Raw genomic sequence first — 25,317 nt, forward strand, 5'->3', positions numbered from 1 at the left:
TCAACTCTTCTTGACGAAGTCGAGCAGGTCGCGGTCGATGTCGGTCAGGCCCTGCTGTTCCAGCGTCGGCGTCTTCACGTCCGCTGGCCGTTCGACGCGGCCGATCAGGGCATAGCCGGGGTCGCTGGGGATTCCCTCGAGCGCGGCAATGGCCGACTGCAGGGCCATCGCATCGGTATCGGTGAAACGCGCGGCTATCTCCGCCTCGATGGCGAACAGGCCGTGCTCGAGCAGATGCATCAGCGACTCCTGCAGCCCCCATCCGCGCTGGTTGGCGACGCGCTTGATGCGGTCCAGCAACAGGGGGTCGATGTCGTGCAGGATGATGTCGGTCATGGGTACTCCTTCGCGGGCAGCGCGCTCCACAGAGCGCGGACTAGCCGGTCAAACCATTGGCCGCGGGCGCACCAGGCGCCGCGCCAGGACGGCGCACGGCCAGTATCAGGCAAAGCAGCAACGCAGGCACGCCGATAAGGGCCGTACCCACGAAGAATAGCGAATAGGCGTCGAGCAAACTGCGCCCCACTTCCAGATGCTCGACCGCGACCCCGGAAAGGCCCTTCAGGAACTTGCCCGGCAGCGCGTAGAACGAACTGAGCAGGGCGTACTGGGTGGCGGTGTAGCCGACATTGGTCAGGCTCGACATGTAGCCGATCAGGGCCACGCCGGCAAAACCGCTGCAGAAGTTGTCGATCACCATTGCCGCGGTGAACACGCCCGGATCGGCACCGTGGTGGGCCAGGTAGGCGAAAGCCAGGTTGGAGGCCGGACCGAGCACGGCGCCGGCCAGCAGGGTGGCAATGAAGCCAAAGCGCAGCGCCGACAGGCCGGCCGCGGCAATGCCGACGGTGGTCGCCACCAGGCCGAACGAACCGCGCACGGCACCGACGGTTTCCTTGTCGATCCCCAGGTCGGCATAGAACGGGTTCGCCATCGGGCCGAAGACGAAGTCCGGGAGGCGGTACAGGCTGATCGTCACCAGCATCAGCAGCGCCCAGCGGCCGTGGTCGCGGAAGAACACCACGAACGGGCCGATCAGGGCGTCGAACAGGCCTTTGGCGGTGAACAGCGCCGGATGCGGCGTCTTCGCCGCCAATACGCTTGCCGCCGGCTCTCGCGCGGCCAGCGTCGCCATCATGCCCACGCCCATCAGCGCGGCCATCACTTCGTACGACATCGACCAGCCGATATGGGCGGCGAAGATCAGGATCAGGGCGTCGGTGACCAGCAACGCACCGCGGTAGCCCAGCGCAGAGGTCGCCGTCAGCAGTCCCTGCTGCTCGTTGCTGTCGGCAATCTCGATGCGCCAGGCGTCGATGACGATGTCCTGGGTCGCCGAGGCGAATGCCACCACCAGCGCCAGCGCGCCGAACACCAGCAACTGGTTGAGCACGACTCCGGCCAGCACCAGCTGGCCCTGCTGCGGTTGCACCATCGCCATGCCGACCAGGGCCACGGCGACCACGATCTGCGACAGCAGCATCCAGCCACGGCGACGGCCGAGCCAGCGGCCGAGCACCGGTGCATCGAGCTTGTCGACCAGCGGTGCCCACAGGAACTTGAGCGAGTAGGCCAAGCCCACCCACGACAGGAAACCGATCGTCGACAGCTCGATGGCGTTTTCGCGCATCCAGAAGCCGAGGGTGTTGCCGACCAGGTAGATCGGGATGCCGGAGCTGAAGCCCAGCAGCAGCATCACCAGCACCTTGGGCTGGCTCAGGTTGGCCAGGACCAGTTTCCAGCCTCTGCGCGCCGGCTTGGCGGCGACGGCCACGTCAGAGCTCATAGTCGACCGTGAAAGGGGCGTGGTCGGAGAAGCGCGGATCGCGCGAGATCGAGCAGGCCTTCAGCCGGTCGCGCAGCGACGGCGTCGCCAGCTGGTAGTCGATGCGCCAACCGACGTTGTTGGCGCGGGCGGCGCCGCGGTTGCTCCACCAGGTGTAGTCCTGGCCGTCGGTGTGCAGCGCGCGGTAGGTATCGACCCAACCGCGGTCGTCGGCGCACAGGCCGTTGAGCCACTCGCGTTCCGGCGGCAGGCAGCCGGAGTTCTTCTGGTTGCTGGTCCAGTTCTTGATGTCCAGGCGCGAGCGGACGATGTTCCAGTCGCCGCACAGGACGTAGTCGCGGCCGCTGGCCAGCCATTCTTCCAGGCGTGGCTTGAGCCACTCCATGACTTCGAACTTGAAGCCCTGGCGCTCGTCGCCGGAGGAACCGGAGGGGATATAGAACGACACGACGCTGAGATTGCCGAAGCGCGCCTCGATGTAGCGACCCTCGTCGTCGAACGGTGCCCAGCCCATCGCGGTGCGGACTTCGTCGGGCTCGCGGCGGCTGTAGATCGCCACGCCGCTGTAGCCCTTCTTGGTGCTGGCGTCCTTGAACCAGGCGCCATAGCCGTCCGGACGGAAGGCCGCATCACCCAACTGGTGCTCCTGCGCCTTGGTTTCCTGGACGCACAGCACGTCGGCATCCTGGGACTTGAACCAGTCGAAGAAGCCCTTGCTGGCGGCCGAACGCAGGCCATTGGCGTTGAAGCTGATGATGCGCATGCGCACTCCATGACGGTGTGCGGCGATCATAGCCCGGACGCGGCAGGCAGGGCCTATCATTCCCGCCATGCCAGCCATCGCGCCCATGGAAACCGCCACCCGCGTGCGCGTCACCGGCGTCCTCGACGAGGCGACCGCCAACGCGGTCCGCTCGCTTCGCGTCGGCGAGGGCCAGTATCGCTATGTCGGCGACACCGCCTTCAACCTCGGCGACAGCCTGCGCGACCCGATGAGCGAGGCGATGGCGGTGCTTGCCAATGACCGCGTCGTCGGCTTCTACCGCCTCGACTTCGCCCCCAATGCCGTCGCCGGCCGGCCCATGCACGCCCCCAGCGTTGGCCTGCGCGCGTTCGTGATCGACCACGACCAGCAGGGGCGCGGCATCGGCACGCAGGCGATGGCGGCATGTTGCGCCGACCTGCGTCGGCGCCATCCCGATCGGGCCTTGCTGGTGCTCACCGTCAACTGCAGCAACCACGCCGCGATCGCCGCCTACCGCAAGGCCGCTTTCGTCGACACCGGCGAGCTGTTCCAGGGCGGCAGCGCCGGCCCGCAACACCTGATGCTCTTTTCCCTTCACCCGATTCCCTGACAGCACCCGCCATGACCGACCACCGCACCCGCTTCCTGCAGCTTGCCCTGCGCGCCGACGCCCTGCGCTTCGGCGAGTTCACCCTCAAGTCCGGGCGTCAGAGCCCGTACTTCTTCAATGCCGGCCGTTTCGACTCGGGCACGGCCATGGCCGAGCTGGCCAGCTGCTATGCCGACGCCATCGATGGCCAGGGGGTCGATTTTGACCTGCTGTTCGGCCCGGCCTACAAGGGCATCCCGCTGGCGACCGCGCTGGCGTGCGAGTACGCGCGCCGTGGCCGCGACCTGCCGCTTGCGTTCAATCGCAAGGAAGCCAAGGCCCACGGCGAAGGCGGCAGCCTGATCGGCGCGCCGCTGAAGGGTCGCAAGGTGCTGATCGTCGACGACGTGATCACAGCCGGCACCGCGATCCGCGAGGCGCTGTCGATCATCCGCGAGGCCGGTGGCGAGCCGGCCGGGATCGTGATCGCACTCGACCGCCAGGAAGCCGTCGACCCGGCCACTTCCCGACGCTCCGCGGCACAAACGGTCGCAGCCGACCAGGGCCTGCCGGTGATTGCCGTGGCCAGCCTGTCCGACCTGCTTGCCTTTGCCAGCGGCAATGCCGGGCTTTCCAGCCAGCGCGAACGCCTGCTGGCGTACCGCGACGCCTATGGAAGCGAAGCGGCGGCGTGATCGGCGCGAAGGTGGCGTGAGTCTTGCATGTGCTTGTGAATAACATTGCCGCCAGCAAATCCCCCATGAACAAGACGCTTCCCTTGCTCGCCTGCTCCCTGCTGATCGCCGTGACCGGGTCGACACTCGCCCAGCAGGCGCCGTCGAAGAAGCTCTACTGCTGGAACGAGAACGGCGGCAAGGTCTGCGGCGACGCGTTGCCCGCGCATGCGGTCGACAACGCGCGCACCGAGTTCAATGCCAAGAGCGGCCGCGCCGTCAGCCAGCTGCCGCGCGCACTGACCGAGGAAGAGCGCGCTGCCGCTGCGGTGCAGTCCAAGGTCGAGCAGGAGGCCAGGGCGGCAGCCGAGGTCGCGGCGCGACGCGACCGGGCCATGGCCGAGTCCTATTCGACCGAAGACGACCTGCGCCGCGCCTTCGGCGAGCGCATCGGGGTGATGGACGAGACGATCAAGGCCTCCCGGCTGGTCGTCGAAGGACGCCGCCAGAGCCTGATCAGCCTGCTTGGGCGCGCCGGCGAGAACGAGCTGTCCGGCAAGCCGGTCCCGAAGAAGGCGGCCGAGAACATCCAGACCCAGCACGAGTTGCTGCTGCGCCAGAAGGCGATGCTGGCCGACCAGCTGGCCGAGCGCGAGCTGATTGACGAGGACCTGGCTGCGGCGCTGGAGCGCTACCACGCGATGAAGAAGTCCAACGACAAGGGCTGAGCAAGACCGGGCGCCGCAAGGTCTGCGCCGACCGACGACCCGCGCACGGCCCCCATTCCGCCACCCGCTGACAGCCCTTCCCCCACGCGGGAGAAGGGCTGAAGCTTTTTCAGAACGGCAGCACCAGGTCCGGCTTCAACGCCAGCAACTGGTTGCGGAAGTCGGCCTTGATGCGCGCCAGCGCGTCGGCACTGTCGGCGTCAAAGCGCATCACCAGCACCGGCGTGGTGTTGGACGCACGCACCAGGCCCCAGCCATCGGCAAAGTCGACGCGCAGGCCATCGATGGTCGACAGTCGCCCGCCCTCGAACCGGGCCTCATCGCGGAAGCGCTCGACGAAGCTGTGCGGGTCGCCGTCGGGCGCGTCGACCTTGATCTCCGGGGTCGACACGCCATTGGGCAGCGCGGCGAGGGTCTCGCTCGGGCTGCGCGGCTGCGCGGCCAGGATCTCCAGCAGGCGCGCGGCGGCATAGATGCCGTCGTCGAACCCGTACCAGCGCTCCTTGAAGAAGAAGTGGCCGCTCATCTCGCCGGCCAGTTCCGCATCGGTTTCGCGCATCTTGGCCTTGATCAGCGAATGGCCGGTCTTCCACATCAGCGGACTGCCGCCGTGGCGCAGGATCTGGCCCGGCAGGCGACCGGTGCACTTCACGTCGTACAGGATCACCGCGCCCGGGTTGCGTTCGAGCACGTCGGCCGCGAACAGCATCAGCAGGCGATCGGGGAAGATGTTCTCGCCATCGCGGGTGACCACGCCCAGGCGGTCGCCATCGCCGTCGAAGGCGATGCCCAGGTCGGCGTCCAGGCGCTGCACCATCTTGGTCAGGTCGACCAGGTTGTGCGGCTCGCTCGGGTCCGGATGGTGGTTCGGGAAGGTGCCGTCGATGTCGCAGTACAGCGGCGTGACTTCGGCACCGATGGCACTGAGCACGCGCGGACCGATCTCGCCGGCGACGCCGTTGCCGGCATCGACCACGACCCGCAGCGGGCGGTCGATCTGCACGTCGGAGGCGATGCGCTGGACATAGTCCTCGGAGATGTCGCGCTCGCTGAGGTTGCCCAGGTCGCCCAGGTGCAGGCGGTCGTCGGCGATGCGCGCATACAGGTCGGTGATCGCGGTGCCGGACAGGGTTTCACCGCCGACCACGATCTTGAATCCGTTGTAGTCCGGCGGATTGTGGCTGCCGGTCACCGAGACGCAGGAGCCGGCGCGCAGGTGGTAGGCACCGAAGTACACCACCGGCGTCGGCGCCATGCCGATGTCGATGACATTGCGACCGGCCTTGCGCAGGCCGGCGATCAGGCCTTCGGCCATCACAGGACCGGACAGGCGGCCATCGCGACCCACCACGATGTCGGTCAGGCCCTGGTCGTGCATCAGCGAGCCGACGGCATGGCCGATCAGCTCGGCCACGCCGGCGTCCAGCGATTGGCCGACCACGCCACGGATGTCGTAGGCGCGGAAGATGCCGCGGTCGATGGCGATGGGCTGGGCGCTGGATACTGGCTTGGAAGGAGGCACGGGCGGCGATTTCACGGGCAGGGGAGATTGTTCCATGCTCTCCGCCAGCGTCTGAACGTCACCTTCATCTGCCGCCTCGACCTTGCCCCGCGCCAGCTTGAGGTGCGGCGCGCGCCAGGCCAGCAGGGCCAGCAGGGCGAACACGATGGCGGCGGCGAAACAGAGCATCGCGTCCAGGCCAAGCGGACCGCCGGCGACGTCCGGCACCGCCGCGGCCACGCGCAGGTCGCTGCCCGGCACCTTGGCAGCCAGTGCCTCGGCACCGCCCGCCAGGGAGGTATCGCCGCGCTCGACCGCGCTGAAGCCACCCTGACGCAGGGCCACGTAACTGTCGTCGGAGACGCTGGCCTGCTCGAGATTGCCACTGACCTTCTGCAGCGGCAGGCGGACGTAGGCGACGCCAACTACCTTTTCGCCATTGCGTGCCGGTGCCGCCAGTGCCAGTTGCGTATCGCCACCATGGCGCACCAGGCCGGCGGTCGGCTTGTCCGCGGCGATGGCCGCTTCGATCACGCCCAGGCGGCCGTAACCGCCCTTGGGCAGCGTCGCGTACTCGCCGGCGAGGTCCGTGGACAGGATGCTGGCGTCGGCGGCGCCAGCCCAGCCCTCGCCAAGGAGTCTGGAGGCCCCCGCCAGATCGCCTGCGGCCAGCGCTGCCTGCAGCGGCTGCGCGGCCAGGCGATCGGCGAGCTGCTTCTGCTCGGCAGCCAACCCGCGCTGCGCGGCCGAGACTGCGTCGTCACGCACCTGGGTGACGGATTCGCGGCGCTCGCCGTCCTGGTGCAGCTGCCAGCCGCTCCAGCCGAACCAGGCGGCCAGCAATGCGCAGGCCGCGATGACGAGCGGCAGCACCGCCTTCAGCTGGGAGGCAGATGCCGCCAGCTGCTCTTTCTGTGCAACGTTCATGAACTTCCCCTTATCCAGCGCAACGTCAGCGCACGCCGGTGTGGCCGAAGCCACCGGCACCACGGGCGCTGGTTTCGAATTCCTCAACCACCTGCAGCGTCGCCCGCACGATTGGCAGGATGACCAGCTGGGCGATGCGATCCCCAGGCTGCATCGTAAAAGGCTCGCGACCACGGTTCCAGACGCTGATCAACAACGGCCCCTGGTAATCGGCGTCGATCAGGCCTGTGCCGTTGCCCAGCACGATGCCGTGCTTATGGCCCAGGCCCGAACGCGGCAGGATCACCGCACACATCGTGGGGTCGCCCAGGTGGATGGCCATCCCCGACGGCACCAGTGCGGTATCGCCCGGCTGCAGCACCAGGGGTTCGGCGAGCGCGGCGCGCAGGTCGAGGCCGGCGCTGGCGGTGGTGGCGTAATCCGGTAGCGGCCACTCCGAGCCGAAACGCGGGTCGAGGATCCGGAGCTGGAGGATGTGGTGCATTCGTGGGTTCTGATGGGCGTCGTTGCGGGATGCCGGCATGACAGCCGACGCAAATACCATGCCATGACTGGAGGCAGCCCGGGGTGGTGCGTTGGCGTGTGCGGGCGAGAAAGTGTCGCGCAGAGCCGCGCGGGCTGCTCCGGGCACGCTGCTCAGGGATGGGGCAGTCGCTCGGCGACCAGGTCCAGCAGCGCGTCGGCCAGTTCAACCTTCGGCGCCGGTCCCAGCACGGCCGCAGCGCCATCGGCGGCAAACACATTGAGCGTGTTGTCGTCGCTCTCGAAGCCGCTGCCGGCAACGCCGACGCGATTGGCGGCAATCAGGTCCAGGCGTTTGTTCTCGAGCTTGCCGCGCGCGTAGGCCTCGACGTGATCGGTCTCGGCAGCGAATCCCACGACCAGCCGCGGGCGCTGCGCGTGCGAGGCGATGTCGGCGAGGATGTCGCGGGTGCGCACCAGGGTCAGGGTCAGGGAGTCCTGGCCGGACTGCTTCTTGATCTTGCTGCCGGCTGCCTGCGCCGGGGCGAAGTCGGCGACCGCAGCGGCACCGATGTAGACGTCGGCCGGCAGTTGCGCCAGCAGCGCCTCGTGCATCTGCGCGGCCGAACGCACGTCCAGCCGCTGCACGCCATCGGGCGTCGGCAGCGAGACCGGGCCGGCCACCAGCACCACCTGGGCACCGCGACGGGCTGCCGCCTGGGCAATGGCGAACCCCATCTTGCCGCTGCTCCTGTTGCCGATGAAGCGGACCGGGTCGATGTCCTCGAAGGTGGGGCCGGCGCTGACCACGATGCGCAGGCCGGCGAGCGATGCATGCGTGCTCATGCCAACCTCATGACCGCGCCAGTGCCGAAACGATTTCTTCCGGCTCGGCCATGCGGCCCGGGCCGGACTCGCCTTCGGCCAGCGGACCGTCATTGGGTCCGATCACGTCGACGCCACGGGCACGCAAGGTCGCGATGTTGGCCTGGGTGGCCGGGTGCAGCCACATGCGGTGGTTCATCGCCGGCGCGACGGTGAGCGGCGCGGTCGTCGCCAGGCACAGCGTGCTGACGAGGTCGTCGGCAAACCCGTGAGCGAGTTTGGCCAGCGTGTTGGCCGTGGCCGGTGCGATGACGATACGGTCGGCCCAGCGCGCCAGTTCGATATGGCCCATGGCCGCCTCGGCCGCCGAATCCCACAGCGACGTGCGCACCGGCCGGCCCGACACGGCCTGGAAGGTCGTGGCTCCAACGAAGTGCTGTGCGTTGTCCGTCATCGCCACGGTCACGTCGGCACCGGCGTCGCGCAGGCGGCGCACCAGCTCGGCGGACTTGTAGGCGGCGATGCCGCCGCAGACGCAGAGCAGGATCTTGTGTCCTTGCAGAGCACTGGGTCCGGTCATCTGTGAGAACTACCTACCGACAATTCGATCTTTAGCTTACCCGATGGGGCGTTGCGGCCCGGCGGCGCGAGCGGGCCGCAATGGGTGGAATGGACTCGGGTGGCCGGCCGCCGTGATGCAGCACCCGGGGCCTGCGGAGCCTGCGGAATCCGCAGGACCCGGGTGCAACCCCCTCGCCCTGCGGCGGCCGACCACCTTCCCCAATCCAGGCCCGCAAGGACGCCCATGCCCATCCGCGACTGGCCCTGCAGCGAACGTCCGCGCGAGCGGCTCATGGCCCATGGCGCCGGCGTCCTGTCCGATGCCGAACTGCTGGCACTGTTCCTCGGTTCGGGCGTGCGCGGTCGCGACGCGGTTGCCACTGCGCGCGAACTGCTGCAAGCGCATGGGCCGCTGCGGGCGCTGCTCGAACAGCCGCCGCCGCAACTGGCGCGCCTGCCGGGCCTCGGGCCGGCCCGCGCCTGCCTGCTGGCGGCGGCGCTGGAATTGGGCCATCGCCGGCTGGGTGCCGACCTACAGCGCGGCGCCGCCATCGACGACCCGATGTCGGCCGGCCGCTATTTCGCCCAGCGCCTGCGCGGCCTGACGCGTGAAGTGTTCGCGGTGCTCTTCCTCGACACCCGCCACCGCGCGCTGGCGTTCGAGGAGATGTTCCGCGGCACGCTGGACGGCGCGGAAGTGCACCCGCGCGAAGTGGTCCGGCGCGCGCTGGCACACAACGCCGCGGCGCTGATCGTCGGCCACAATCACCCCAGCGGGAACCCGGAACCCAGCGCCGCTGACCGCGCCCTCACCGCGCGCCTGAAACAGGCCCTGGCGCTGGTCGACCTGCGACTGCTCGACCACTTCGTGATCGCCGACGGGCCGCCGGTGTCGATGGCGGCGCGCGGATGGGTGTGAGGGGCACCGCGGGGGAGGCAGCCGACCCGGGCAGCGAGGCATTGCCGACACGGCAGTGCGCGCCCGGGGCGGACGGCGCCATCCAGGCCTGAGGCCCGATCCCGTCGCGCCTCGTCGCGTACAATCCCGGGTCCCGCAACACCCGCAGACCCCCCGTGAAAGCCACTCTTCGCGCCCTGGTGGCGCAGGCCATCGACGCCCTCCGCGCCGCCGGCACCCTGCCGGCCGACCTGGCCACGCCCGAGTTCGTGATCGAGCGTCCCAAGAGCCATGCGCAGGGAGATTTCTCGACCAACGCGGCGATGCTGCTGGCCAAGCCGGCCAAGTCCAACCCGCGCGCGATCGCGCAGGCGCTGGTCGATGCGCTGCCGGCGAGCGCCGAAGTGGGGCGGATCGAGATCGCCGGCCCCGGCTTCATCAACTTCCACGTCGCCGAAGGCGCATGGCGCGAACGCATCGGCGAAGTGCTGGCGCAGGCCGCGACGTACGGCCGCAATGCCACCGGCAAGGGCCATCGTGCCGGTGTCGAGTTCGTCTCGGCCAATCCGACCGGTCCGCTGCACGTCGGCCACGGCCGCGCCGCGGTTATCGGCGACTGCATCGCACGCGTGCTCGATGCCAACGGCTGGGACGTCACCCGCGAGTTCTACTACAACGACGCCGGCGCGCAGATCAACAACCTGGCCATCTCGGTGCAGGCACGCGCGCAGGGCAAAGGCCCCGATGACGCCGGCTGGCCGGAAGACGGCTACCGCGGCGACTACATCAAGGACGTCGCACGCGCCTACCTCGACGGCGCCAGTGTCGAAGTCGATGACCATGTCGTCACCGGCGCCAGGGACCCGGACGATCTCGACGCGATCCGTCGCTTCGCCGTGGCCTACCTGCGCCGCGAGCAGAACCTCGATCTCGCCGCGTTCGGCGTGTCGTTCGACGTGTACTTCCTCGAGTCGTCGCTGTACACCGACGGCAAGGTCGAGGAGACCGTGCGCGAGCTGGTCAAGCACGGCCACACCTACGAGGAAGGCGGCGCGCTGTGGCTGCGCAGCACCGACTTCGGTGACGACAAGGACCGCGTGATGCGCAAGTCCGACGGCACCTACACCTACTTCCTGCCCGACGTCGCCTACCACCTGTCCAAGTGGCAGCGCGGCTACGAGCGCGCGGTGACCGAGCTGGGCGCCGACCACCACGGCAGCCTGGCGCGCGTGCGCGCTGGCCTGCAGGCGCTGGACTGCGGCATCCCCGAGGGCTGGCCGGAGTACATGCTGCACCAGATGGTCACGGTCATGCGCGGTGGCGAGGAGGTGAAGCTGTCCAAGCGCGCCGGCAGCTACGTGACCCTGCGCGACCTGATCGACGAGGTCGGCCGCGACGCCACGCGCTGGTTCCTGATCGCGCGCAAGCCCGATTCGCAGCTGACCTTCGACATCGACTTCGCCCGCAGCCAGTCGCTCGACAACCCGGTCTACTACGTCCAGGTCTCGCACGCGCGCATGTGCGGCCTGGTGCGCCAGCTCAAGGAGCGTGGCCTGGGTTACGACCAGGCCAACGGCCTGGCGCAACCGCTCGACCTGGACGATGCTCCGGCGCGCGAACTGGTCGCCACCCTGCTGCGCTACAGCGACGTGGTCGAGACCGCCGGCCGCGACCTCGAGCCGCACCAGATCGCCGTCTATTTGCTCGAACTGGCACAGACCTTCCAGACGTACTACAACGACCACCAGTTCCTGGTCGACGACGCCAACACCCGCGATGCACGTCTCGTGCTGGCGATGGCGACGCGCCAGGTCCTGGCCAACGGTCTCGAACTACTGGGCGTCAGCGCCCCCGAGGTGATGTAAGTGGCAGCACGACGCGGCAAGACGCAGGCAAAGCGCAACCAGGGAAATGGCGGCGGCTTGCCGGGATGGGCATGGATGGTCCTGGGCATCCTGCTCGCCGTTGTGGTCATCCTGGTCGCGCCCAAGTACCTGAAGTCCGGCGGCGACGGCTTCTTCCGTCCCCAGCCAAACCCGGACGCAAGGCCGGCGGCGGTGTCGAGCGGCGAAGATGACGCCATCGCCAGCGACGGCGACAGCCGCGAGCCGGCGGACAAGCCCAAGCGCGGCAATGGTGACAAGAAGGACACCGACTACGACTTCTACACCCTGTTGCCGGGCAAGGAAGTGCCGATGTCGGACGCCGAGCTGGCCGCCAGCGAACAGGCCGAAGCCAAGCGCGAGGCCGCGCAGCAGAAGGCAAACAAGGCCGACGATGCCGCCGCGGACAAGGCCGACAGCAAGACCGTCGCCTCGCTGCCCAAGCCGGTCGAGACGGCCCCGGCGGCGACGCCGGCCACCGCGCCGACGAGCGCTGACACGACACCGGCGGCAGCAGCGACCACCGCCAGCGCCGCCACACCGGCCGCAGCGGCGGTCGACGATGGCACCCGTTACCTGCTCCAGGCCGGGGCGTTCCAGGCCTCGGGCCAGGCCGAGGAAATGAAGGCGAAGATCGCCCTGCTCGGCCTGAGCGCGCGCGTGGAGTCGGCGAGCATCAAGGGCTCGACCGTGTACCGCGTGCGGATGGGACCCTACGGCACCGCCAGCGACCTGGCCGACGCCAAGCGCAAGCTCGCCAGCGGCGGACTGCCGGCGATGGCCATCAAGGTCAAATAAACCGGACCGTAGCCCGGGTAAGCGAAGCGCACCCGGGGCACCGGCGACACCACCCCGGGTGCGCTTCGCTTGCCCGGGCTACGTGAGGTCCGGGCTACGTGAGGCCTCTGCGACCACGGTCACCGCGCTGCGCGAACGCGCGGGCTAGACTGCGGCGATCTTAGAGGGGACGGCATGGACAAGCGCATTCTTTGGGGCTGCATCGCGGCATTGGGCCTGCTGATGCTGTTCGCGTGGGTCACGATGCTGTTCGGCGCGCGCATGAACCAGGCACTGGCGACGCCGCTGGGCGAGCTGCCATTGCTCGATCTGCTGGGCGTGCTGGTCGCGATGACCGCCGGCGGCGCCATTGCCGGACCGCGCTTTGCCCGCATCGCGGCGGCGCTGGTGGCACTGGTATGGGTGCTGAGCATCGCCGTGCTGTCCACGCTTCCCGCGCCGTCGATGTCGGTGGCGGCGGTGCTCAGGTTCAATGCGCTGGCGATGGCGCTGTCGTTGGCCTTCGCGGTGCTGGGCGCCCGTGTTGGCGCCCAGTGCGGTGCGCAATGCCTGGCGCGGATCAGCCGCCGCGCTTGAGGGTGATCAGGGCCGAAGTATCGGCCTCGCCCTGGCCGTGTTCGATCAGTTCGGCATAGTCGGCCAGCGCCTGTTCGACGGTCGGCAGTCGCAGGCCGCAGTCGCGCGCGATGGACTGCACGATGCGCAGGTCCTTGAGCATGTGCGCGCACTTGAATCCCGGTGCGAACTCATCGCGCAGCATGGTCGCGCCACGCTTCTCCAGGAACCAGTTGCTTGCCGCGCCGGCCAGCAGGGTCGGCAGCAGCTTGTCGGGAATCAGGCCGAGCTTCTCGCCCAGCGCGAGGCCTTCGCTGACGGCCTCGTTGATCCCGGCGACCAGCACCTGGTTGACCGCCTTGGTGGCCTGGCCGGCGCCAGTCGCGCCCATGTGGGTGACCCGCGCGGCATAGCTTTCAATGATGGGGCGGACGTTGTCGAGCGCCTCGGAATCACCGCCGACCATGACCGACAGCTTGCCGTTGCGCGCGCCTTCGACGCCGCCGGACACCGGTGCATCGAGGAAGGCGATGTTGTGCGCACCGAGCATGGCGGCGCAGCGGCGCGCCGTCTCCACGGCCACGGTGGAGTGGTCGATCACCACCGCACCGGGCTTGAGCACTTCGGCCAGCGCGGCGACGTTCTCCAGAACGTCGGCGTCGAGCGAGACGCACAGCACCACCACGTCGCAGTCGGCGAAGTTCGCCGCCGAGCGCGCCGCGCGCACCGACAGCTCCGCCGCCATCGCATCGGCCTTGGCCTGGGTGCGGTTGCCCACCGCGGTCAGCAAGCCCTTGCTGTGTACGTAACGCGCCATCGGCGCGCCCATCGCACCCAGGCCGATCAGTCCAACTTTCATCGTATTCACATTCCACGTGGTGGCAGGAGGGGCAGCGGTTCGCTGCCACCTTCCTGACTGATAACGCGATCCGCCGCCCCGCGGGGACCGCTGCAGTCCGCGCCGGGGCGCGGAGTCGTATGGGTCGTGTCTGGTTCGGGTTTGACGCTTACGCCAGCGGCGTGTCGTCGAGGTAGGTGTAGCCGGTCAGTCCTGTTTCCAGGGCCGCGTCCATCCGTGCAGCTTCGTCGGCCGGCAAACCCGCCGCGGCAACCTTGGCCTTGTAGGCCGCGCGCAGGTCCGACAGCTTGTAGCCGACGTAGTCGAGCATGACATCGGTCGTGTCGCCGCGACGCTGCTGGGTCAGCTGGTAACCCTCGGTCGCCTTGGTGTCGACACGAACCTCGATGGCATCGGTGTCGCCGAACAGGTTGTGGATGTCGCCGAGGATCTCCTGGTAGGCACCGACCAGGAAAAATGCGAGGCGGTAACTCTCGCCCGGGCGCGGCGCGTGCAGCGGCATCGACGTGTCCAGGCCTTCGTTCTCGACGTAGGTCTTGACCGTGCCGTCGGAGTCGCAGGTCATGTCGGCGAGGATGCCGCGGCGCGTCGGCGCCTCGTCCAGGCGCTCGATCGGCACGATCGGGAACACCTGGTCGATCGCCCACACGTCCGGGATCGACTCGAACACGCTGAAGTTGACGAAGTACTTGTCGACCAGGCGGTCGTTGAGTTCGTCGAGCAGCTCGCGATGGCTCTTCTCGTCGAAGCTCAGACGCTTACGCACGGCGTGCGCGATCGCGTAGAACAGATCGTCGATGCGCGCGCGATGCACCAGGTCTATCTGGCCGAGTGCGTACAGCGACAGACCTTCGCTGTGGTGGTGCTGGGCCTCGTGGAACAGCTCCACCGCCGGGCGCTGGTCGAGTTCGGCGTGGATCTCGCGCAGGTGGCGGATCACGGCCGGCTCGTCGTCGTGCTCGTCGGGGATGCGGCCTTCCGGCGCTTCCTCGACCTCGGACACGTTGGCCACCAGCACCGCGTGGTGCGCGGTCATTGCACGACCACACTCGGTGACGATGCGCGGCGGCACCAGGCCGTGTTCGGCGCAGGCCTCGGCCAGCGGCTGGACGATGTTGCTGGCGTACTGGTGCACGCCGTAGTTGATCGAGCAGTAGCCGCGCGAACGCGTGCCCTCGTAGTCGATGCCCAGACCGCCGCCGACGTCCATGTAGGCGATGCGCGCGCCCAGGCGCGACAGCTCGACGAAGTAGCGCGTCGCCTCGCGCATGCCGTTGGCGATGTCGCGGACGTTGGAGATCTGCGAACCCATGTGGAAGTGCAGCAGCTGCAGGCAGTCGGTCATGCCGGTGTCGCGCAGCTTCTTCCACAGGTCCAGCACCTGGCGCGGGGACAGGCCGAACTTGGCCTTGTCGCCGCCGCTGTTCTGCCACTTGCCGGCGCCCAGGCTGGCCAGGCGCATGCGCACGCCCAGGCCGGGCTTCACGCCCAGCGCCGCGGCTTCTTCCATGACGATCGCCAGCTCGGACGGCTTCTCGATGACGATGAAGGTCTGCATGCCGAGCTTGCGGCCGATCAGGGCCAGGCGGATGTACTCGCGGTCCTTGTAGCCGTTGCAGACGATCAGGCCACCGGGGCGGCTCAGCGCCAGCACCGCCATCAGCTCGGGCTTGCTGCCCGCTTCCAGGCCGAAGCCGTCGCCGTGGTGCGAGGCCAGCGTTCCGGCCACGCCCTGGTGCTGGTTGACCTTGATCGGGTACACGGCGGTGTAGCCGCCGGCGTAGTCCCAGTCGGCCTGGGCCTGGGCGAAGGCCGACTGCAGCTTGCCGAGGCGGTCGCCGAGGATGTCGGGGAAGCGCACCAGCAGCGGCAGCTTGGCGCCGTTGCCGCGGGCGCGGTCGACCACCTCCGGCAGCGACACGTCCGGACCGGCTGCACCGCGCGGACGGACCACGACCTGCCCGGCCGCATTCACATCGAAGTAGCCCTCCGACCAATGCGGAATCGAGTAGGTCTTGCGGGCCTGATCGAGCGACCAGTGGGACATCGGCGTGCTACCGGCGGAGGTTGGGGGAGGCGCATTCTACAGCCCCCCTGCCCTGCGGGCCGTCCACATTCCGCCAACCCCCCGCAGAGCCCCTAGCGGCGGCCGTAGACCGGGGCTCCGGCGGCTTTCTTGACCCGCGAGGCCACCGACCGCTGGTTGGCCGCGGTGAACACGATGAAGCTGCCGGGCAACTCCAGCGCATCCACCACCTTCTGCAGGGTCGAGGACTCGTTGAGCACCATGCCGCGCCAGGCCACCAGCACCGCGTAGTGGTGCACGCCCGAGCTGTCGCCGTCGATCTGCTTGCGCGCGATCCAGGCCTGCTTGACGTTGCCGACGCCGTCGAAGGCCTCGACGGCCTCGCGCAACACGGCCGGTTCCAGGCCGTGGGCGACGAAGCGGTCGCGCGCACCCAGTTCGTTGCGGGCATGCAGCGCATCGATGCGGCGATCGTTCAGCGCGCGCAGGCGCGCCTGCACCGCTTCGCGCTCGGTGATGTTGCCGCGGCGCTGGTGGTAGCGATCGAGCTGGTGGAGCGCGGGCTCGGTCGCGTCCGGGTCGAGGTCCATCGCGCGGCGCAGGTGGACGACGCCGGCATTGTCGTCGCGCTGGAGCAACAGCACGCCCAGCCGGTAGTGCGCCAGCGGGTCATTCGGACTGATCTCGATGGCCGCACGGAACAGCGGCACTGCGTCGACGTCGGGACGCAGGTCATCGACCAGGCGCGCGTGCTCCACCGCCTCGTCGCCCGTGCGTTCGGCCCGGTTTTCCAGTTCGTCGAGGCGGGCGCTATCGCGCCGATGCTGGCCGTGGCGCTCACGCCATTGCTCTTCGACCTGTTCGCGCCACTCCTGGCTGAAGCGCTCCTGCAACAGCTCCTGCAGCGGCCCGAGCAGCACATCGGCGGCACTGCGGTTGGGCGCCGGCACCGGAGCAGCGGCTTGGCCGAGCGCCTCCAGGCGCTGCGCCAGGGTCGGATGCGTGTCCTCCAGATCCGGCGTCTCCTGCAGCAACTCGGCCAGGCGCGTGCTTTCGTCCGCGCCCGGCCTGGAGAAGCTCGCCGCCATCTCGCGGTACAGCGCCAAGGGTGGCTGCGCATGGGTCTGCATGGAGCGCTGCACGCCCGGCCAGAAGTCGCGGTCGAGCACGGTCGCGCCCAGCCCCACCCGCTGCAAGGCCTGGGCTGCCGCAGGCGCACCGACGACGCGTGCCGCCGTCGCATCGGCCTCGTATTCGTTGGCGCGGGCAAGCACGAAGCTGTAGGCGTTGAAATACGGCGCATACCAGTCGAAGAAACGCCTGAACAGCCGCGTGGTCCACGAGCGCTGCAGCGCCAGGCCGTCGAGCAGGGTGTACCAGCTCGCCCGCACGCGGTAGATCCAGCCGGCGAAGCGACTGTGACCGCCACCGAAGTGGCCGAACTCATGGGCGATGACCGAGTCGAACTGCTCGCGGTTCAGCAGCTGCATCAGCGGCAGCCCGAGCACCAGGTAGTGCGCATGCCCGATCAGCCCCATGGCGCGCGGAACGCTGGCTGCTGCAGCGTTGAGCTGCGAGTCGATGATGATGCCCTGCAGCGGCGGCGCGCCGGTCTGCTCGCGCAACCACTCGACCTCGGCCCGCAGCTCCGGCGCCTCGCCGTCGCGCAGCACGTAGCCCGACGGCGGCTCCATGCGGATCCACAGCGACTTGATGACGAACCAGCCGAACGCGATCGGGATCCAGATGATCTTGATCAGTTTGAGCAGCAGGATCGGGCTGATCGCCGCCAGCACGAGCACCAGACCGACCGACATGCCCAGTGCCAGCACGACCGTGCCGCCGAGCACCGCGAAACCCAGGCCCGCCAGCAGCGCCAGCTTGAAGCGGTACCGCCCGGGCGATTGCCGCGCCTCGCGCTCCAGACGATCCACCAACCCCCGATACCGCGCGACTGACGCCATCCTTGTTGCCTCCCCCTGAGGTGGCGACATCGTAGGGGGAATGGGCACCGCTTGAGTAGGCCGCGGCGCGCCGGCGAGCGCCGGGGCCTGGCCGGAACCTTCGCATCCGGCGCGTCACGGCCGGTCCGCTACAATGCCGCCCCCTATCCCCCGCCAGCACCCGGGCCCGTCATCGACGACGGTCACCTTCGGGATGCGGCCACCTCCCCTGGGACGAACCGGCATGAGCAACAACACCTCCTGGCATTACGAAAACTTCGAACCGACCGGCTCGGCCATCGGCTATCGCATCACCCGCAAGCTCGACGAGGTGCAGTCGCCGTTCCAGAAGATCGAGATCTTCGAGAGCACCGACTGGGGCAACCTGATGCTCATCGACGGCGCGATGATGCTGACGACGAAGGACAACTTCTTCTATCACGAGATGATGTCGCACCCGGCGCTGTTCACCCACGCCGCGCCGAAGAACGTCGTCATCATCGGCGGTGGCGATTGCGGCACGCTGCGCGAGGTGCTCAAGCACCCGGGCGTGGAGAGCGCGGTGCAGTGCGACATCGACGAGCAGGTCACGCGCATGGCCGAGAAGTGGTTCCCGGAGCTGTGCGACGCCAACAACGATCCGCGCGCGACGCTGATGTTCGATGACGGCATCGCCTTCATGAAGAACGCCGCGCCCAACAGCCTCGACGTGGTCATCGTCGACTCGACCGACCCGGTCGGTCCGGCCGAGGGCCTGTTCAACAAGGCCTTCTTCGAAAGCTGCTTCCGTGCCCTCAAGGACGACGGCATCCTGGTGCAGCAGTCCGAGTCGCCGCTGATGTTGCTGGAGCTGATCAAGGAAATGCGCGCGGAGATGGGCAAGGCCGGCTTCACGACGTTCCAGACGCTGCCGTTCCCGCAGCCGTGCTACCCGACCGGTTGGTGGAGCTGCACGCTCGCCCGCAAGGGCAAGGGCTTCGATTTCCGCGAAGCCGACGCGCGCGCCAAGAGTTTCCAGACCCGCTACTACACCGCCGACATCCACCAGGGCGCGGCCAAGCTGCCGCCGTTCGTGGCCGCCGAATTGGGCGAGTAAGTCCGGCGACTGGCAGTCCAACAAAGAGCCCCGCACATACGGGGTTCTTTGCGTTTTCGGGCCGGAAGCGGCCGCCGGCACGCAATGCATCGTTCCGTTCGCGGGACTGTCACAAGCGCCAGCGCGGCCTAGAATTCGCGCCTGCCTCGCCCTCCCCCTGCGAGACCGGCCCGTTCCCTCCCCCAGACGGTCCACGGTGCCGGCCTGGATGCCGCCCAATGAATCTGATGAAACTCCCGGCCCCGCGGGTGCGGCCGGTGCCGCGACCGTCGCGGATGCTCAAGCGTGGCGAACGATTGCTTGAGCCCAATGTCTATGTCGCCGACCTGGGCGGACGCCCCGCGGTGATCAAGGATTACAGCCGCTATCGCTGGACGCCACTGGCGCCGTTCGCGCGAATCCTGGTGCGCCGTGAAGCGCGCGTGCTGCGGCTGCTGCGAGGCTGGCGCCACGCACCGGCACTGCTCGGCACGATCGGCGGCCTGGCGCTGGGCATGGAACTGGTACCGGGTGAGCCGCTCGATGCCGACACGCTGCAGGCCGCCGGCACACAGTTGTTCCAGCAACTGCGTGGCGCAGTGGCCAGCCTGCACGCCGCCGGCATCACCCACAACGACCTGCATGCCTCCAACATCCTGGTCTGCGGCACCACGCCGGTGCTGATCGACTATGCCTCGGCGCTGCGCACGCCACGCTGGCTTCGATCACTGCCGCTGGTGCGGCAGCTTCGTCGCAGCGACCTGGCCAATGTGTTCAAGATGCAACAGCGACTGACCGGTGAAGGACCTACCGCGACGCAGGCCGCTGCGCTGGCCGAGCCGACCTGGGTGCGCGCCATACGCGATGGCTGGCGGCGGTTGTACCGGGTGATCAAGCGGTAAAGGGGGCACCGCTATCGCGAGCGCTGCGACCGGACGATTGCCGACGCGCGCGCAGTTGCAGGAATGGTCTCTCGACGGCGTAGTGCAGGAGCGCGCCGCCGGCGAGCGTCGCCGCCGCATAGACGGCGAATGCAATCAGGCCGCTGCCCTGTAGCCATTCGCCGAGTTGGACATGGACCGCATGCAGTACCAGCATGTGGCTCAGGTAGAGGCTGTAGGACACCGCCGCGATCCATGCCGCGCCCGGCACGCTCCAGCGCCCGATCCAGCTGCGCGTGCTCGCACCGGCCACGACCAGGCTGGCAATGCCTGCCGACAACACCGGCCAGCCGATCGAGTTGCCCCGCAGTCCCGAGCGTTGCTGGAACAACCACATCGTCAGCGCCAAGATCGCCAGGCCGAACGCCGCGAATCCGTTGCCGAGTTTGCCCATGCGCGCCCACAGCCCCGGGCGGTACACCGAGATGGTGGCCAGCACGACGCCGGCCAGCAGGCCATCCAGGCGATTCCAGGTCGGGTAGTAGATGTCTTCGACGAACCAGTTGCGCGGCGGATCGAGCGCGGTGTTGTACAGCCACGTGCCGGTGCGCAACAAGACGCCCGCCAGCACGACGAACACGCACATGCCGATGACCTTCATCACCGATGGCCTGCGCGTCAGCCACCCCGCCAAGGCCGGGAAGGCCAGGTAGAAATGCCCCTCCACGCACAGCGACCACGCGTGCGAGAACGCTGCCTGCGCGTCCGAGAACGCGACATGCGGTTCGTAGTGGGCCTGCAGGTTCATGGTGAACGTTGCGAACTGCCACCACGGGGCAATTCCGTCGCTCTCACGCAGGCCCGGGAAGGCCAGGTAGATCGCCAGCGTCACCGCGAACGCCGGCAGGATCCGGTAGGCGCGGCGCGAGTAGAAGTCGGCGAACGACAGCCGCTCGCCGCGTGCCAGTGGCGCCAGCACCTGGCTGCCGATCAGGAAGCCGCTGAGGACGAAGAAGACGTCCACGCCCATCCAGCCAAAGCGCGACAGCCAGGCGAAATCGGGGCCGAGGCCGCCGACGAGAAACGAATGGAACAGCATCACCCAGATGACGGCGATGGCACGCAACAGCTCCAGTCCGGGAAGTCGGCTCATTGACACATCCTGTGTCGGTACCGCGCCGATCCGTGGCGCGACGGGCCTGTTGGACAGGCCTAGTGCGGAATCTAGAGCGCGTCGCCGTCCATCTCACCGGTGCGGATGCGCACTGCGCGTTCCAGGTCCCAGACGAAGATCTTGCCATCACCGATCTTGCCGGTGCCGGCCGCCTTCATGATCGCTTCGACCACGGCCTCGACCTGGTCGTCGGTGATGGCGACCTCAAGCTTGATCTTGGGCAGGAAGTCGACGACGTATTCCGCGCCGCGGTAGAGCTCGGTATGGCCCTTCTGCCGACCGAAACCCTTGACCTCCGTGGCGGTGATTCCGGCCACGCCGGCTTCGGCCAGCGCCTCGCGGACGTCGTCTAGCTTGAACGGCTTGATCACCGCCATGACCATCTTCATCGCATCTCTCCCGGTCCGGACCGGACCCCTGCTACGCGGCAGGATAGCGAAGACGGCGCCAGCGCGAGTAGCCATGCGCTACAGTGGCCCGCCCGCTCGGAATTTCCTGACAGCAGGTTGCAGCAGACGCCTACGGCGCCCTCACGCCCCCCGCCCCAAGCTGCGATAACTGCTGGAGGACACATCACCCATGATCGACCTCAACCATATCGACGACCTCGCCCGCCGCCTGAGCACCCTGGTCCCGCCGGGCCTGCGTGAGAGCCGCGAGGAGCTCCAGCAGAACTTCAAGTCGGTGCTGCAATCGGGCCTGGCCAAGCTCGACCTGGTCACGCGCGAGGAGTTCGAGGTGCAGCGCGCCGTGCTGCTGCGCACCCGCGAGAAGCTCGACGAGCTGCAGCGCACCGTCGCCGAGCTCGAAGCCCAGCTCGGCGGCAGCGCCACGCCGCGCCACTGACCCGGTTTCACCGTGAACCTGGCACTCGTGCACAGCCGTGCGCGATCGGGCGTTCGCGCGCCGGCGGTTCGGGTCGAGGTCTACCTGGCCGGCGGCCTGCCGTCGATGTCGATCGTCGGCCTGCCCGAGGCGGCGGTGCGCGAGGCCAAGGACCGGGTCCGTGCGGCGATCCAGTGCGCACAGTTCGAATTCCCGGCGCGACGCATCACCGTCAATCTCGCCCCGGCTGACCTGCCCAAGGAAGGCGGGCGCTTCGACCTTGCCATTGCGCTGGGGATCCTGGCCGCCAGCGGGCAGGTCCCGCTGCAGGCACTGAACGACCATGAATTCGTCGGCGAGCTCGGCCTGACCGGCGAGCTGCGCGCGATCGACGGCGCGCTGCCGGCGGCACTGGCCACGGCGCAGGCCGGGCGGCGGCTGATCGTCCCCGCCGGCAATGGCGCCGAGGCCGCGCTCGCCGGCCGGGTCGAAGTGCGCACCGCGCGCACGCTGCTGGAGGTGTGCGCTCACCTGGCAGGTCGCAAGTCGCTGCCGCTGGCCGAAGCGGTGCCGAGCGTGCGCGGCAACCAACCGGATCTGGCCGATGTGCGCGGACAGGCGCATGCGCGGCGCGCGCTGGAGATCGCCGCCGCTGGCGGTCACCACATGCTGCTGATCGGCCCCCCCGGCTGCGGCAAGACCCTGCTCGCCTCGCGCCTGCCCGGCTTGCTGCCGGATGCATCGGAAGCCGAGGCGCTGGAAGCCGCGGCGATCGCCTCGGTCAGTGGCCGCGGCCTCGATCCGGCACGCTGGCGCGAGCGCCCGTTCCGCGCGCCGCACCACACCGCAAGCGCGGTCGCGCTGATCGGCGGCGGCGCGCAACCGCGTCCGGGCGAAGTGTCGATGGCCCACCACGGCGTCCTGTTCCTCGACGAGCTGCCCGAATGGGAGCGGCGCGCGCTGGAGGTGCTGCGCGAGCCGCTCGAGTCGGGGGTGGTAACTGTGTCGCGCGCGGCGCGCAGCGCCGAATTCCCGGCGCGGTTCCAACTGGTGGCGGCGATGAACCCCTGTCCCTGTGGCTGGGCCGGCGATGCCTGCGGCCGCTGCCGTTGCAGCAGCGAGTCGATCACGCGCTATCGCGGCCGCGTATCGGGTCCGCTGCTCGATCGCATCGACCTGCATGTGGAAGTGGCGCGGCTGCCGCCGTCGGAGTTGCGCCCGGATGCGCCGCCCGCCGAAGACACCGCGACAGTGCGGACGCGGGTCGTGGCTGCGCGCGAGCTACAACTGGCGCGTGGCGGCAAGCCCAACTCGCAACTCGGCCAGGCCGAGACGGCGTCGACTTGCCGGCTGTCGGCGGGTGATCACATGTTGCTGGAGCGCGCAGTCGATTCGCTGCAGCTGTCGGCGCGTTCGATGCACCGGATCATGCGGGTGGCGCGGACGATTGCCGATCTTGCAGGCGAGGTGTCGATCGGCACGACACACCTGACCGAAGCGATCGGGTTGCGGCGCGCAGCGCGCGGACTGGAACCGCAGGAAGCCTGAGGGCGCCCCGGGTGCATCACGCTACCCGGGGGCCCGACGTGCGATCAGTTGCTGACGCAGCCCTGGCAGGCGCGGCGGCCTTCCATCATGTTGCGGGCGGCTTCGCGCTCTGCCTGCCACTGGGCCTGGGTCTTGCAGACGCGTTCCTTGCGGGTGCTGCCGAGGATCGGGCGGCGCTCGCAGACCATGCGCTCGTCGTCGTTGCTCTTGTTGACGACCGCTTCGATCCACTCGAGCGTGTTGAAGACTTCGGTCTTCTGCGCTTCGTTGAGTTCGTCGGTGGAGGTCTTGCCGTCGATCGTGCGCAGCATGCGGTCCTGCTTGCTCAGCAGTTCGCTGCGCTGGTCCGGCGTCAGATCCTTGTAGGGACCGGTGCCAGCTTCGACGCCTTCGCGGATCTCGTGTTGCTGGGTGCGGATGTCATCGATCATCAGCACGCGGCTGTCGACGGACGCGAATGCCGGCATGGCCAGGGCCAGGCCCAGCACGGCAGCGGAAAGGAGGCGGAGAACGCGCATCTGTGCGGACCTTGGTGAGGGCCTTCCAAAATAACTTGACCGATTTGGCAATGTCGACTGCCTTTTCGCGCAAATTTCGTTCAGGGTTGTGAAACCGGCTCCCCGTGCGTCCAGACCCGTTCGGCGGGATCGAGCTCGGCGGTCTCCATGACCTGTCCGCGCCAGCCGAAGCCGCAGATGGCCAGCGCCCCCTGGTGGATCGGGTCGAGGCCGAAGGCCTGCTCCAGCTCGACCTCGTTGATCGCGCCGGTGATGAAGGCGCCCAGTCCGGCCTCGGTCGCAGCCAGGTAAAGGGTTTGCGAGATGTGGCCGCCTTCCAGCGCGACCACGCGGTAGCCCTTGGCGTGGTGGCGGTACTTCCAGAAGGTGCGGTCGAAGCGCGGCGACAGCAGTACGACCACGTGGGCGTCGGCGAACCAGTGCTGCTGGGCGACCATGTCCATGACGAACTCGCGCAGCGGCTTGTCCGGCCCGGCCAGCGGTTCGAGCGCGTGCTCCTGCGCCCGGTAGTGGTACAGGCCCGGCGCCACGCCCTCGACGTGCTGGACGATCAGGTAGCACTCCATCGGGTGCAGGCCGCCGCCTGAGGGGACGTTTTTCTTCAGGAACACCATGTCGTCGCTGACGCGCACCTCGGCCTGGGCGGCGAAGACGCGTTGAAGCAGCTGGGCGAACAGTTCATGGGGCACCTTGCGGGCCGGGTCGAAGTTGCGGCAGGTGGCGCGACGGGCGAGGAGGTCGTCGAAGGCGGTAGGGGCGATACGGGGCAAGGGCAGCCTCGCACTGTCATCGGCGTGGCTGGCCCCGACCGATGGCGGCACGCCGAGCACGCTGCGCATTCCTACTGCGGTTCCGGTGCCGCTGTCTTCCATGTTCCTGACGGCATCGACGCCGGTCCAGCGACTGAAGGCATGCAGCGTCGCAGCCAGTGGGTGCCAGTAGACGTCCCGCAATCGTTCGTCGCGCTGGCGCATGTCGGCGTGGCGCTTGCCGCTCCCGATCAACAGCCCTTTGCGTAGCAGCTGCCTGACCGAGTCCGCGTCGGCGTCGATGGATGTCGTGTCGACCCATTGCGCGGGACTGAGCCTGCCAAGCAATTCCCGCTCGGCCTCATCGACTTCCACTTCTTCGCCCAGGTGTGCCGCCAACGCGATCCAGCGGCGCTCCCGCAGCAAGCCATCTCCGCCGCTCAGAAGCACGCCGAGGTCAAAGCTGACCTGCTCACGCGGTTCGAGCAGCAATACCGTGCAACGCCTGACTTTCATGATTCCCCGGGGAGCAGAACAGCCCGGTGACAGGTTAACCCCACTGCGCGCCAGGCGTGGATGCCTGGCACTGCAGGCGGACCCGCTAGACCAGGTGGACCAAGGTGGAACCGCTGGATTGGGCGCCGGCGCATTCGTCCCAACGCGGGTGCCGCTCTTGCTGACGCTTCGGTCTCAATGGACCGGTTCCGGCAGCGCCTTGTGACGAGCAGCACAGACGGTTAGATTCGTGCCCTGTCCGGCCCGCAACGGGCCGTCATCGGGGAAATGG

General features: G+C 68.6%; 23 protein-coding genes and 1 pseudogene. 11 read left to right on the forward strand and 13 right to left on the reverse strand.

Going from position 1 to position 25,317, the window contains the following annotated elements:
* From MNR01_RS09920 to MNR01_RS09930, 3 genes are read right to left on the reverse strand one after another with little or no spacing between them, the layout of a single operon-like run.
* On the reverse strand, positions 1 to 336 hold the full coding sequence (locus MNR01_RS09920; RefSeq protein WP_241917653.1) for a hypothetical protein: 336 nt from the start codon (positions 334 to 336) through the stop codon (positions 1 to 3).
* 40 nt (positions 337 to 376) lie between these two features.
* Positions 377 to 1,786 carry an MFS transporter gene (locus MNR01_RS09925; RefSeq protein WP_241917654.1) on the reverse strand — a complete coding sequence of 470 codons (1,410 nt, stop codon included), beginning with the start codon at positions 1,784 to 1,786 and terminating at the stop codon, positions 377 to 379.
* Positions 1,776 to 2,549: an exodeoxyribonuclease III gene (locus MNR01_RS09930; RefSeq protein WP_241917655.1), complete on the reverse strand. Its 774-nt coding sequence runs from the start codon at positions 2,547 to 2,549 to the stop codon at positions 1,776 to 1,778. The genes MNR01_RS09925 and MNR01_RS09930 overlap by 11 nt, the downstream gene beginning before the upstream one ends.
* Positions 2,550 to 2,616: 67 nt before the next feature.
* Here MNR01_RS09930 and MNR01_RS09935 point away from each other — a divergent pair, with 67 nt between their 5' ends.
* The 3 genes from MNR01_RS09935 (at position 2,617) to MNR01_RS09945 (ending at position 4,522) form a co-directional block, all read left to right on the forward strand.
* Positions 2,617 to 3,141, forward strand: coding sequence for a GNAT family N-acetyltransferase (locus tag MNR01_RS09935; protein ID WP_241917656.1), 525 nt, complete (start codon positions 2,617 to 2,619; stop codon positions 3,139 to 3,141).
* Positions 3,142 to 3,152: 11 nt separating this feature from the next.
* Positions 3,153 to 3,815 carry an orotate phosphoribosyltransferase gene (gene pyrE, locus MNR01_RS09940; protein WP_241917657.1) on the forward strand — a complete coding sequence of 221 codons (663 nt, stop codon included), beginning with the start codon at positions 3,153 to 3,155 and terminating at the stop codon, positions 3,813 to 3,815.
* Between the two features lie 65 nt (positions 3,816 to 3,880).
* Positions 3,881 to 4,522, forward strand: a complete 642-nt coding sequence (locus MNR01_RS09945) for a hypothetical protein (protein WP_241917658.1) — start codon at positions 3,881 to 3,883, stop codon at positions 4,520 to 4,522.
* 109 nt (positions 4,523 to 4,631) lie between these two features.
* On the opposite strand, the gene MNR01_RS09950 is transcribed toward MNR01_RS09945, so the two are convergent.
* The 3 genes and pseudogenes from MNR01_RS09950 to coaBC all read right to left on the reverse strand — a co-directional run bounded on the left by MNR01_RS09950 (position 4,632) and on the right by coaBC (position 8,817).
* Entirely contained in the window at positions 4,632 to 6,950 is a 2,319-nt protein-coding gene (locus tag MNR01_RS09950; RefSeq protein WP_241917659.1) for a phosphomannomutase/phosphoglucomutase, read from the reverse strand.
* Positions 6,951 to 6,975: 25 nt separating this feature from the next.
* Positions 6,976 to 7,434 (reverse strand): dUTP diphosphatase, encoded by a 459-nt coding sequence (gene dut / locus MNR01_RS09955; protein ID WP_241917660.1) that lies wholly within the window; start codon positions 7,432 to 7,434, stop codon positions 6,976 to 6,978.
* Positions 7,435 to 7,586: 152 nt separating this feature from the next.
* Positions 7,587 to 8,817, reverse strand: a pseudogene (coaBC, locus tag MNR01_RS09960) (bifunctional phosphopantothenoylcysteine decarboxylase/phosphopantothenate--cysteine ligase CoaBC).
* A gap of 225 nt (positions 8,818 to 9,042) precedes the next feature.
* On the opposite strand from coaBC, the gene radC reads away from it, so the two are divergent.
* The 4 genes from radC to MNR01_RS09980 all read left to right on the forward strand — a co-directional run bounded on the left by radC (position 9,043) and on the right by MNR01_RS09980 (position 12,953).
* Positions 9,043 to 9,717: a DNA repair protein RadC gene (gene radC, locus MNR01_RS09965; RefSeq protein ID WP_241917661.1), complete on the forward strand. Its 675-nt coding sequence runs from the start codon at positions 9,043 to 9,045 to the stop codon at positions 9,715 to 9,717.
* 155 nt (positions 9,718 to 9,872) lie between these two features.
* Positions 9,873 to 11,561 carry an arginine--tRNA ligase gene (gene argS / locus MNR01_RS09970; protein WP_241917662.1) on the forward strand — a complete coding sequence of 563 codons (1,689 nt, stop codon included), beginning with the start codon at positions 9,873 to 9,875 and terminating at the stop codon, positions 11,559 to 11,561.
* Positions 11,562 to 12,377 (forward strand): SPOR domain-containing protein, encoded by an 816-nt coding sequence (locus tag MNR01_RS09975; protein WP_241917663.1) that lies wholly within the window; start codon positions 11,562 to 11,564, stop codon positions 12,375 to 12,377.
* Positions 12,378 to 12,551: 174 nt separating this feature from the next.
* Entirely contained in the window at positions 12,552 to 12,953 is a 402-nt protein-coding gene (locus MNR01_RS09980; RefSeq protein ID WP_241917664.1) for a hypothetical protein, read from the forward strand.
* On the opposite strand, the gene MNR01_RS09985 is transcribed toward MNR01_RS09980, so the two are convergent.
* The 3 genes from MNR01_RS09985 to MNR01_RS09995 form a co-directional block, all read right to left on the reverse strand.
* Positions 12,937 to 13,887 (reverse strand): NAD(P)-dependent oxidoreductase, encoded by a 951-nt coding sequence (locus MNR01_RS09985; RefSeq protein WP_256451875.1) that lies wholly within the window; start codon positions 13,885 to 13,887, stop codon positions 12,937 to 12,939. The genes MNR01_RS09980 and MNR01_RS09985 overlap by 17 nt on opposite strands.
* A 52-nt stretch (positions 13,888 to 13,939) precedes the next feature.
* On the reverse strand, positions 13,940 to 15,838 hold the full coding sequence (gene speA / locus MNR01_RS09990; protein WP_241917666.1) for an arginine decarboxylase: 1,899 nt from the start codon (positions 15,836 to 15,838) through the stop codon (positions 13,940 to 13,942).
* A 92-nt stretch (positions 15,839 to 15,930) separates the two neighbouring features.
* Entirely contained in the window at positions 15,931 to 17,751 is a 1,821-nt protein-coding gene (locus MNR01_RS09995; RefSeq protein WP_241920585.1) for a M48 family metalloprotease, read from the reverse strand.
* A gap of 253 nt (positions 17,752 to 18,004) precedes the next feature.
* Between MNR01_RS09995 and speE the strand changes: the two genes are divergently transcribed.
* Together speE and MNR01_RS10005 are read left to right on the forward strand one after the other, a co-directional pair.
* Positions 18,005 to 18,856 carry a polyamine aminopropyltransferase gene (gene speE, locus MNR01_RS10000; RefSeq protein WP_241917667.1) on the forward strand — a complete coding sequence of 284 codons (852 nt, stop codon included), beginning with the start codon at positions 18,005 to 18,007 and terminating at the stop codon, positions 18,854 to 18,856.
* 227 nt (positions 18,857 to 19,083) lie between these two features.
* Positions 19,084 to 19,737, forward strand: coding sequence for a kinase (locus MNR01_RS10005; protein WP_241920586.1), 654 nt, complete (start codon positions 19,084 to 19,086; stop codon positions 19,735 to 19,737).
* Here the strand turns inward: MNR01_RS10005 and MNR01_RS10010 are convergent.
* A complete protein-coding gene (locus MNR01_RS10010) occupies positions 19,727 to 20,869 on the reverse strand; it encodes an acyltransferase (RefSeq protein ID WP_241917668.1) in 1,143 nt (380 codons plus the stop codon). The genes MNR01_RS10005 and MNR01_RS10010 overlap by 11 nt on opposite strands.
* Before the next feature lie 71 nt (positions 20,870 to 20,940).
* Complete coding sequence (locus tag MNR01_RS10015) at positions 20,941 to 21,279, reverse strand: P-II family nitrogen regulator (RefSeq protein ID WP_158732151.1); 339 nt, start codon at positions 21,277 to 21,279, stop codon at positions 20,941 to 20,943.
* A gap of 190 nt (positions 21,280 to 21,469) precedes the next feature.
* Between MNR01_RS10015 and MNR01_RS10020 the strand changes: the two genes are divergently transcribed.
* Positions 21,470 to 21,736, forward strand: coding sequence for an accessory factor UbiK family protein (locus tag MNR01_RS10020; protein WP_241917669.1), 267 nt, complete (start codon positions 21,470 to 21,472; stop codon positions 21,734 to 21,736).
* A gap of 12 nt (positions 21,737 to 21,748) precedes the next feature.
* Positions 21,749 to 23,263 (forward strand): YifB family Mg chelatase-like AAA ATPase, encoded by a 1,515-nt coding sequence (locus MNR01_RS10025; RefSeq protein ID WP_241917670.1) that lies wholly within the window; start codon positions 21,749 to 21,751, stop codon positions 23,261 to 23,263.
* 44 nt (positions 23,264 to 23,307) lie between these two features.
* On the opposite strand, the gene MNR01_RS10030 is transcribed toward MNR01_RS10025, so the two are convergent.
* Positions 23,308 to 23,781, reverse strand: a complete 474-nt coding sequence (locus MNR01_RS10030; RefSeq protein WP_241917671.1) for a hypothetical protein — start codon at positions 23,779 to 23,781, stop codon at positions 23,308 to 23,310.
* 80 nt (positions 23,782 to 23,861) lie between these two features.
* Positions 23,862 to 25,046: a putative peptide maturation dehydrogenase gene (locus tag MNR01_RS10035; RefSeq protein ID WP_241917672.1), complete on the reverse strand. Its 1,185-nt coding sequence runs from the start codon at positions 25,044 to 25,046 to the stop codon at positions 23,862 to 23,864.
* Positions 25,047 to 25,317: the final 271 nt, after the last annotated feature.

Source organism: Lysobacter sp. S4-A87 (assembly GCF_022637455.1).
GTDB lineage: Bacteria > Pseudomonadota > Gammaproteobacteria > Xanthomonadales > Xanthomonadaceae > Lysobacter_J.

Bases quoted from the DNA above. Each gene is read 5' to 3' on its own strand.
- MNR01_RS09920 (WP_241917653.1), bottom strand. From the start codon at position 336: ATGACCGACATCATCCTGCACGACATCGACCCCCTGTTGCTGGACCGC.
- MNR01_RS09925 (WP_241917654.1), bottom strand. From the start codon at position 1,786: ATGAGCTCTGACGTGGCCGTCGCCGCCAAGCCGGCGCGCAGAGGCTGG.
- MNR01_RS09930 (WP_241917655.1), bottom strand. From the start codon at position 2,549: ATGCGCATCATCAGCTTCAACGCCAATGGCCTGCGTTCGGCCGCCAGC.
- MNR01_RS09935 (WP_241917656.1), top strand. From the start codon at position 2,617: ATGCCAGCCATCGCGCCCATGGAAACCGCCACCCGCGTGCGCGTCACC.
- pyrE (WP_241917657.1), top strand. From the start codon at position 3,153: ATGACCGACCACCGCACCCGCTTCCTGCAGCTTGCCCTGCGCGCCGAC.
- MNR01_RS09945 (WP_241917658.1), top strand. From the start codon at position 3,881: ATGAACAAGACGCTTCCCTTGCTCGCCTGCTCCCTGCTGATCGCCGTG.
- MNR01_RS09950 (WP_241917659.1), bottom strand. From the start codon at position 6,950: ATGAACGTTGCACAGAAAGAGCAGCTGGCGGCATCTGCCTCCCAGCTG.
- dut (WP_241917660.1), bottom strand. From the start codon at position 7,434: ATGCACCACATCCTCCAGCTCCGGATCCTCGACCCGCGTTTCGGCTCG.
- radC (WP_241917661.1), top strand. From the start codon at position 9,043: ATGCCCATCCGCGACTGGCCCTGCAGCGAACGTCCGCGCGAGCGGCTC.
- MNR01_RS09980 (WP_241917664.1), top strand. From the start codon at position 12,552: ATGGACAAGCGCATTCTTTGGGGCTGCATCGCGGCATTGGGCCTGCTG.
- speA (WP_241917666.1), bottom strand. From the start codon at position 15,838: ATGTCCCACTGGTCGCTCGATCAGGCCCGCAAGACCTACTCGATTCCG.
- speE (WP_241917667.1), top strand. From the start codon at position 18,005: ATGAGCAACAACACCTCCTGGCATTACGAAAACTTCGAACCGACCGGC.
- MNR01_RS10005 (WP_241920586.1), top strand. From the start codon at position 19,084: ATGAAACTCCCGGCCCCGCGGGTGCGGCCGGTGCCGCGACCGTCGCGG.
- MNR01_RS10010 (WP_241917668.1), bottom strand. From the start codon at position 20,869: ATGAGCCGACTTCCCGGACTGGAGCTGTTGCGTGCCATCGCCGTCATC.
- MNR01_RS10015 (WP_158732151.1), bottom strand. From the start codon at position 21,279: ATGAAGATGGTCATGGCGGTGATCAAGCCGTTCAAGCTAGACGACGTC.
- MNR01_RS10020 (WP_241917669.1), top strand. From the start codon at position 21,470: ATGATCGACCTCAACCATATCGACGACCTCGCCCGCCGCCTGAGCACC.
- MNR01_RS10030 (WP_241917671.1), bottom strand. From the start codon at position 23,781: ATGCGCGTTCTCCGCCTCCTTTCCGCTGCCGTGCTGGGCCTGGCCCTG.
- MNR01_RS10035 (WP_241917672.1), bottom strand. From the start codon at position 25,046: ATGAAAGTCAGGCGTTGCACGGTATTGCTGCTCGAACCGCGTGAGCAG.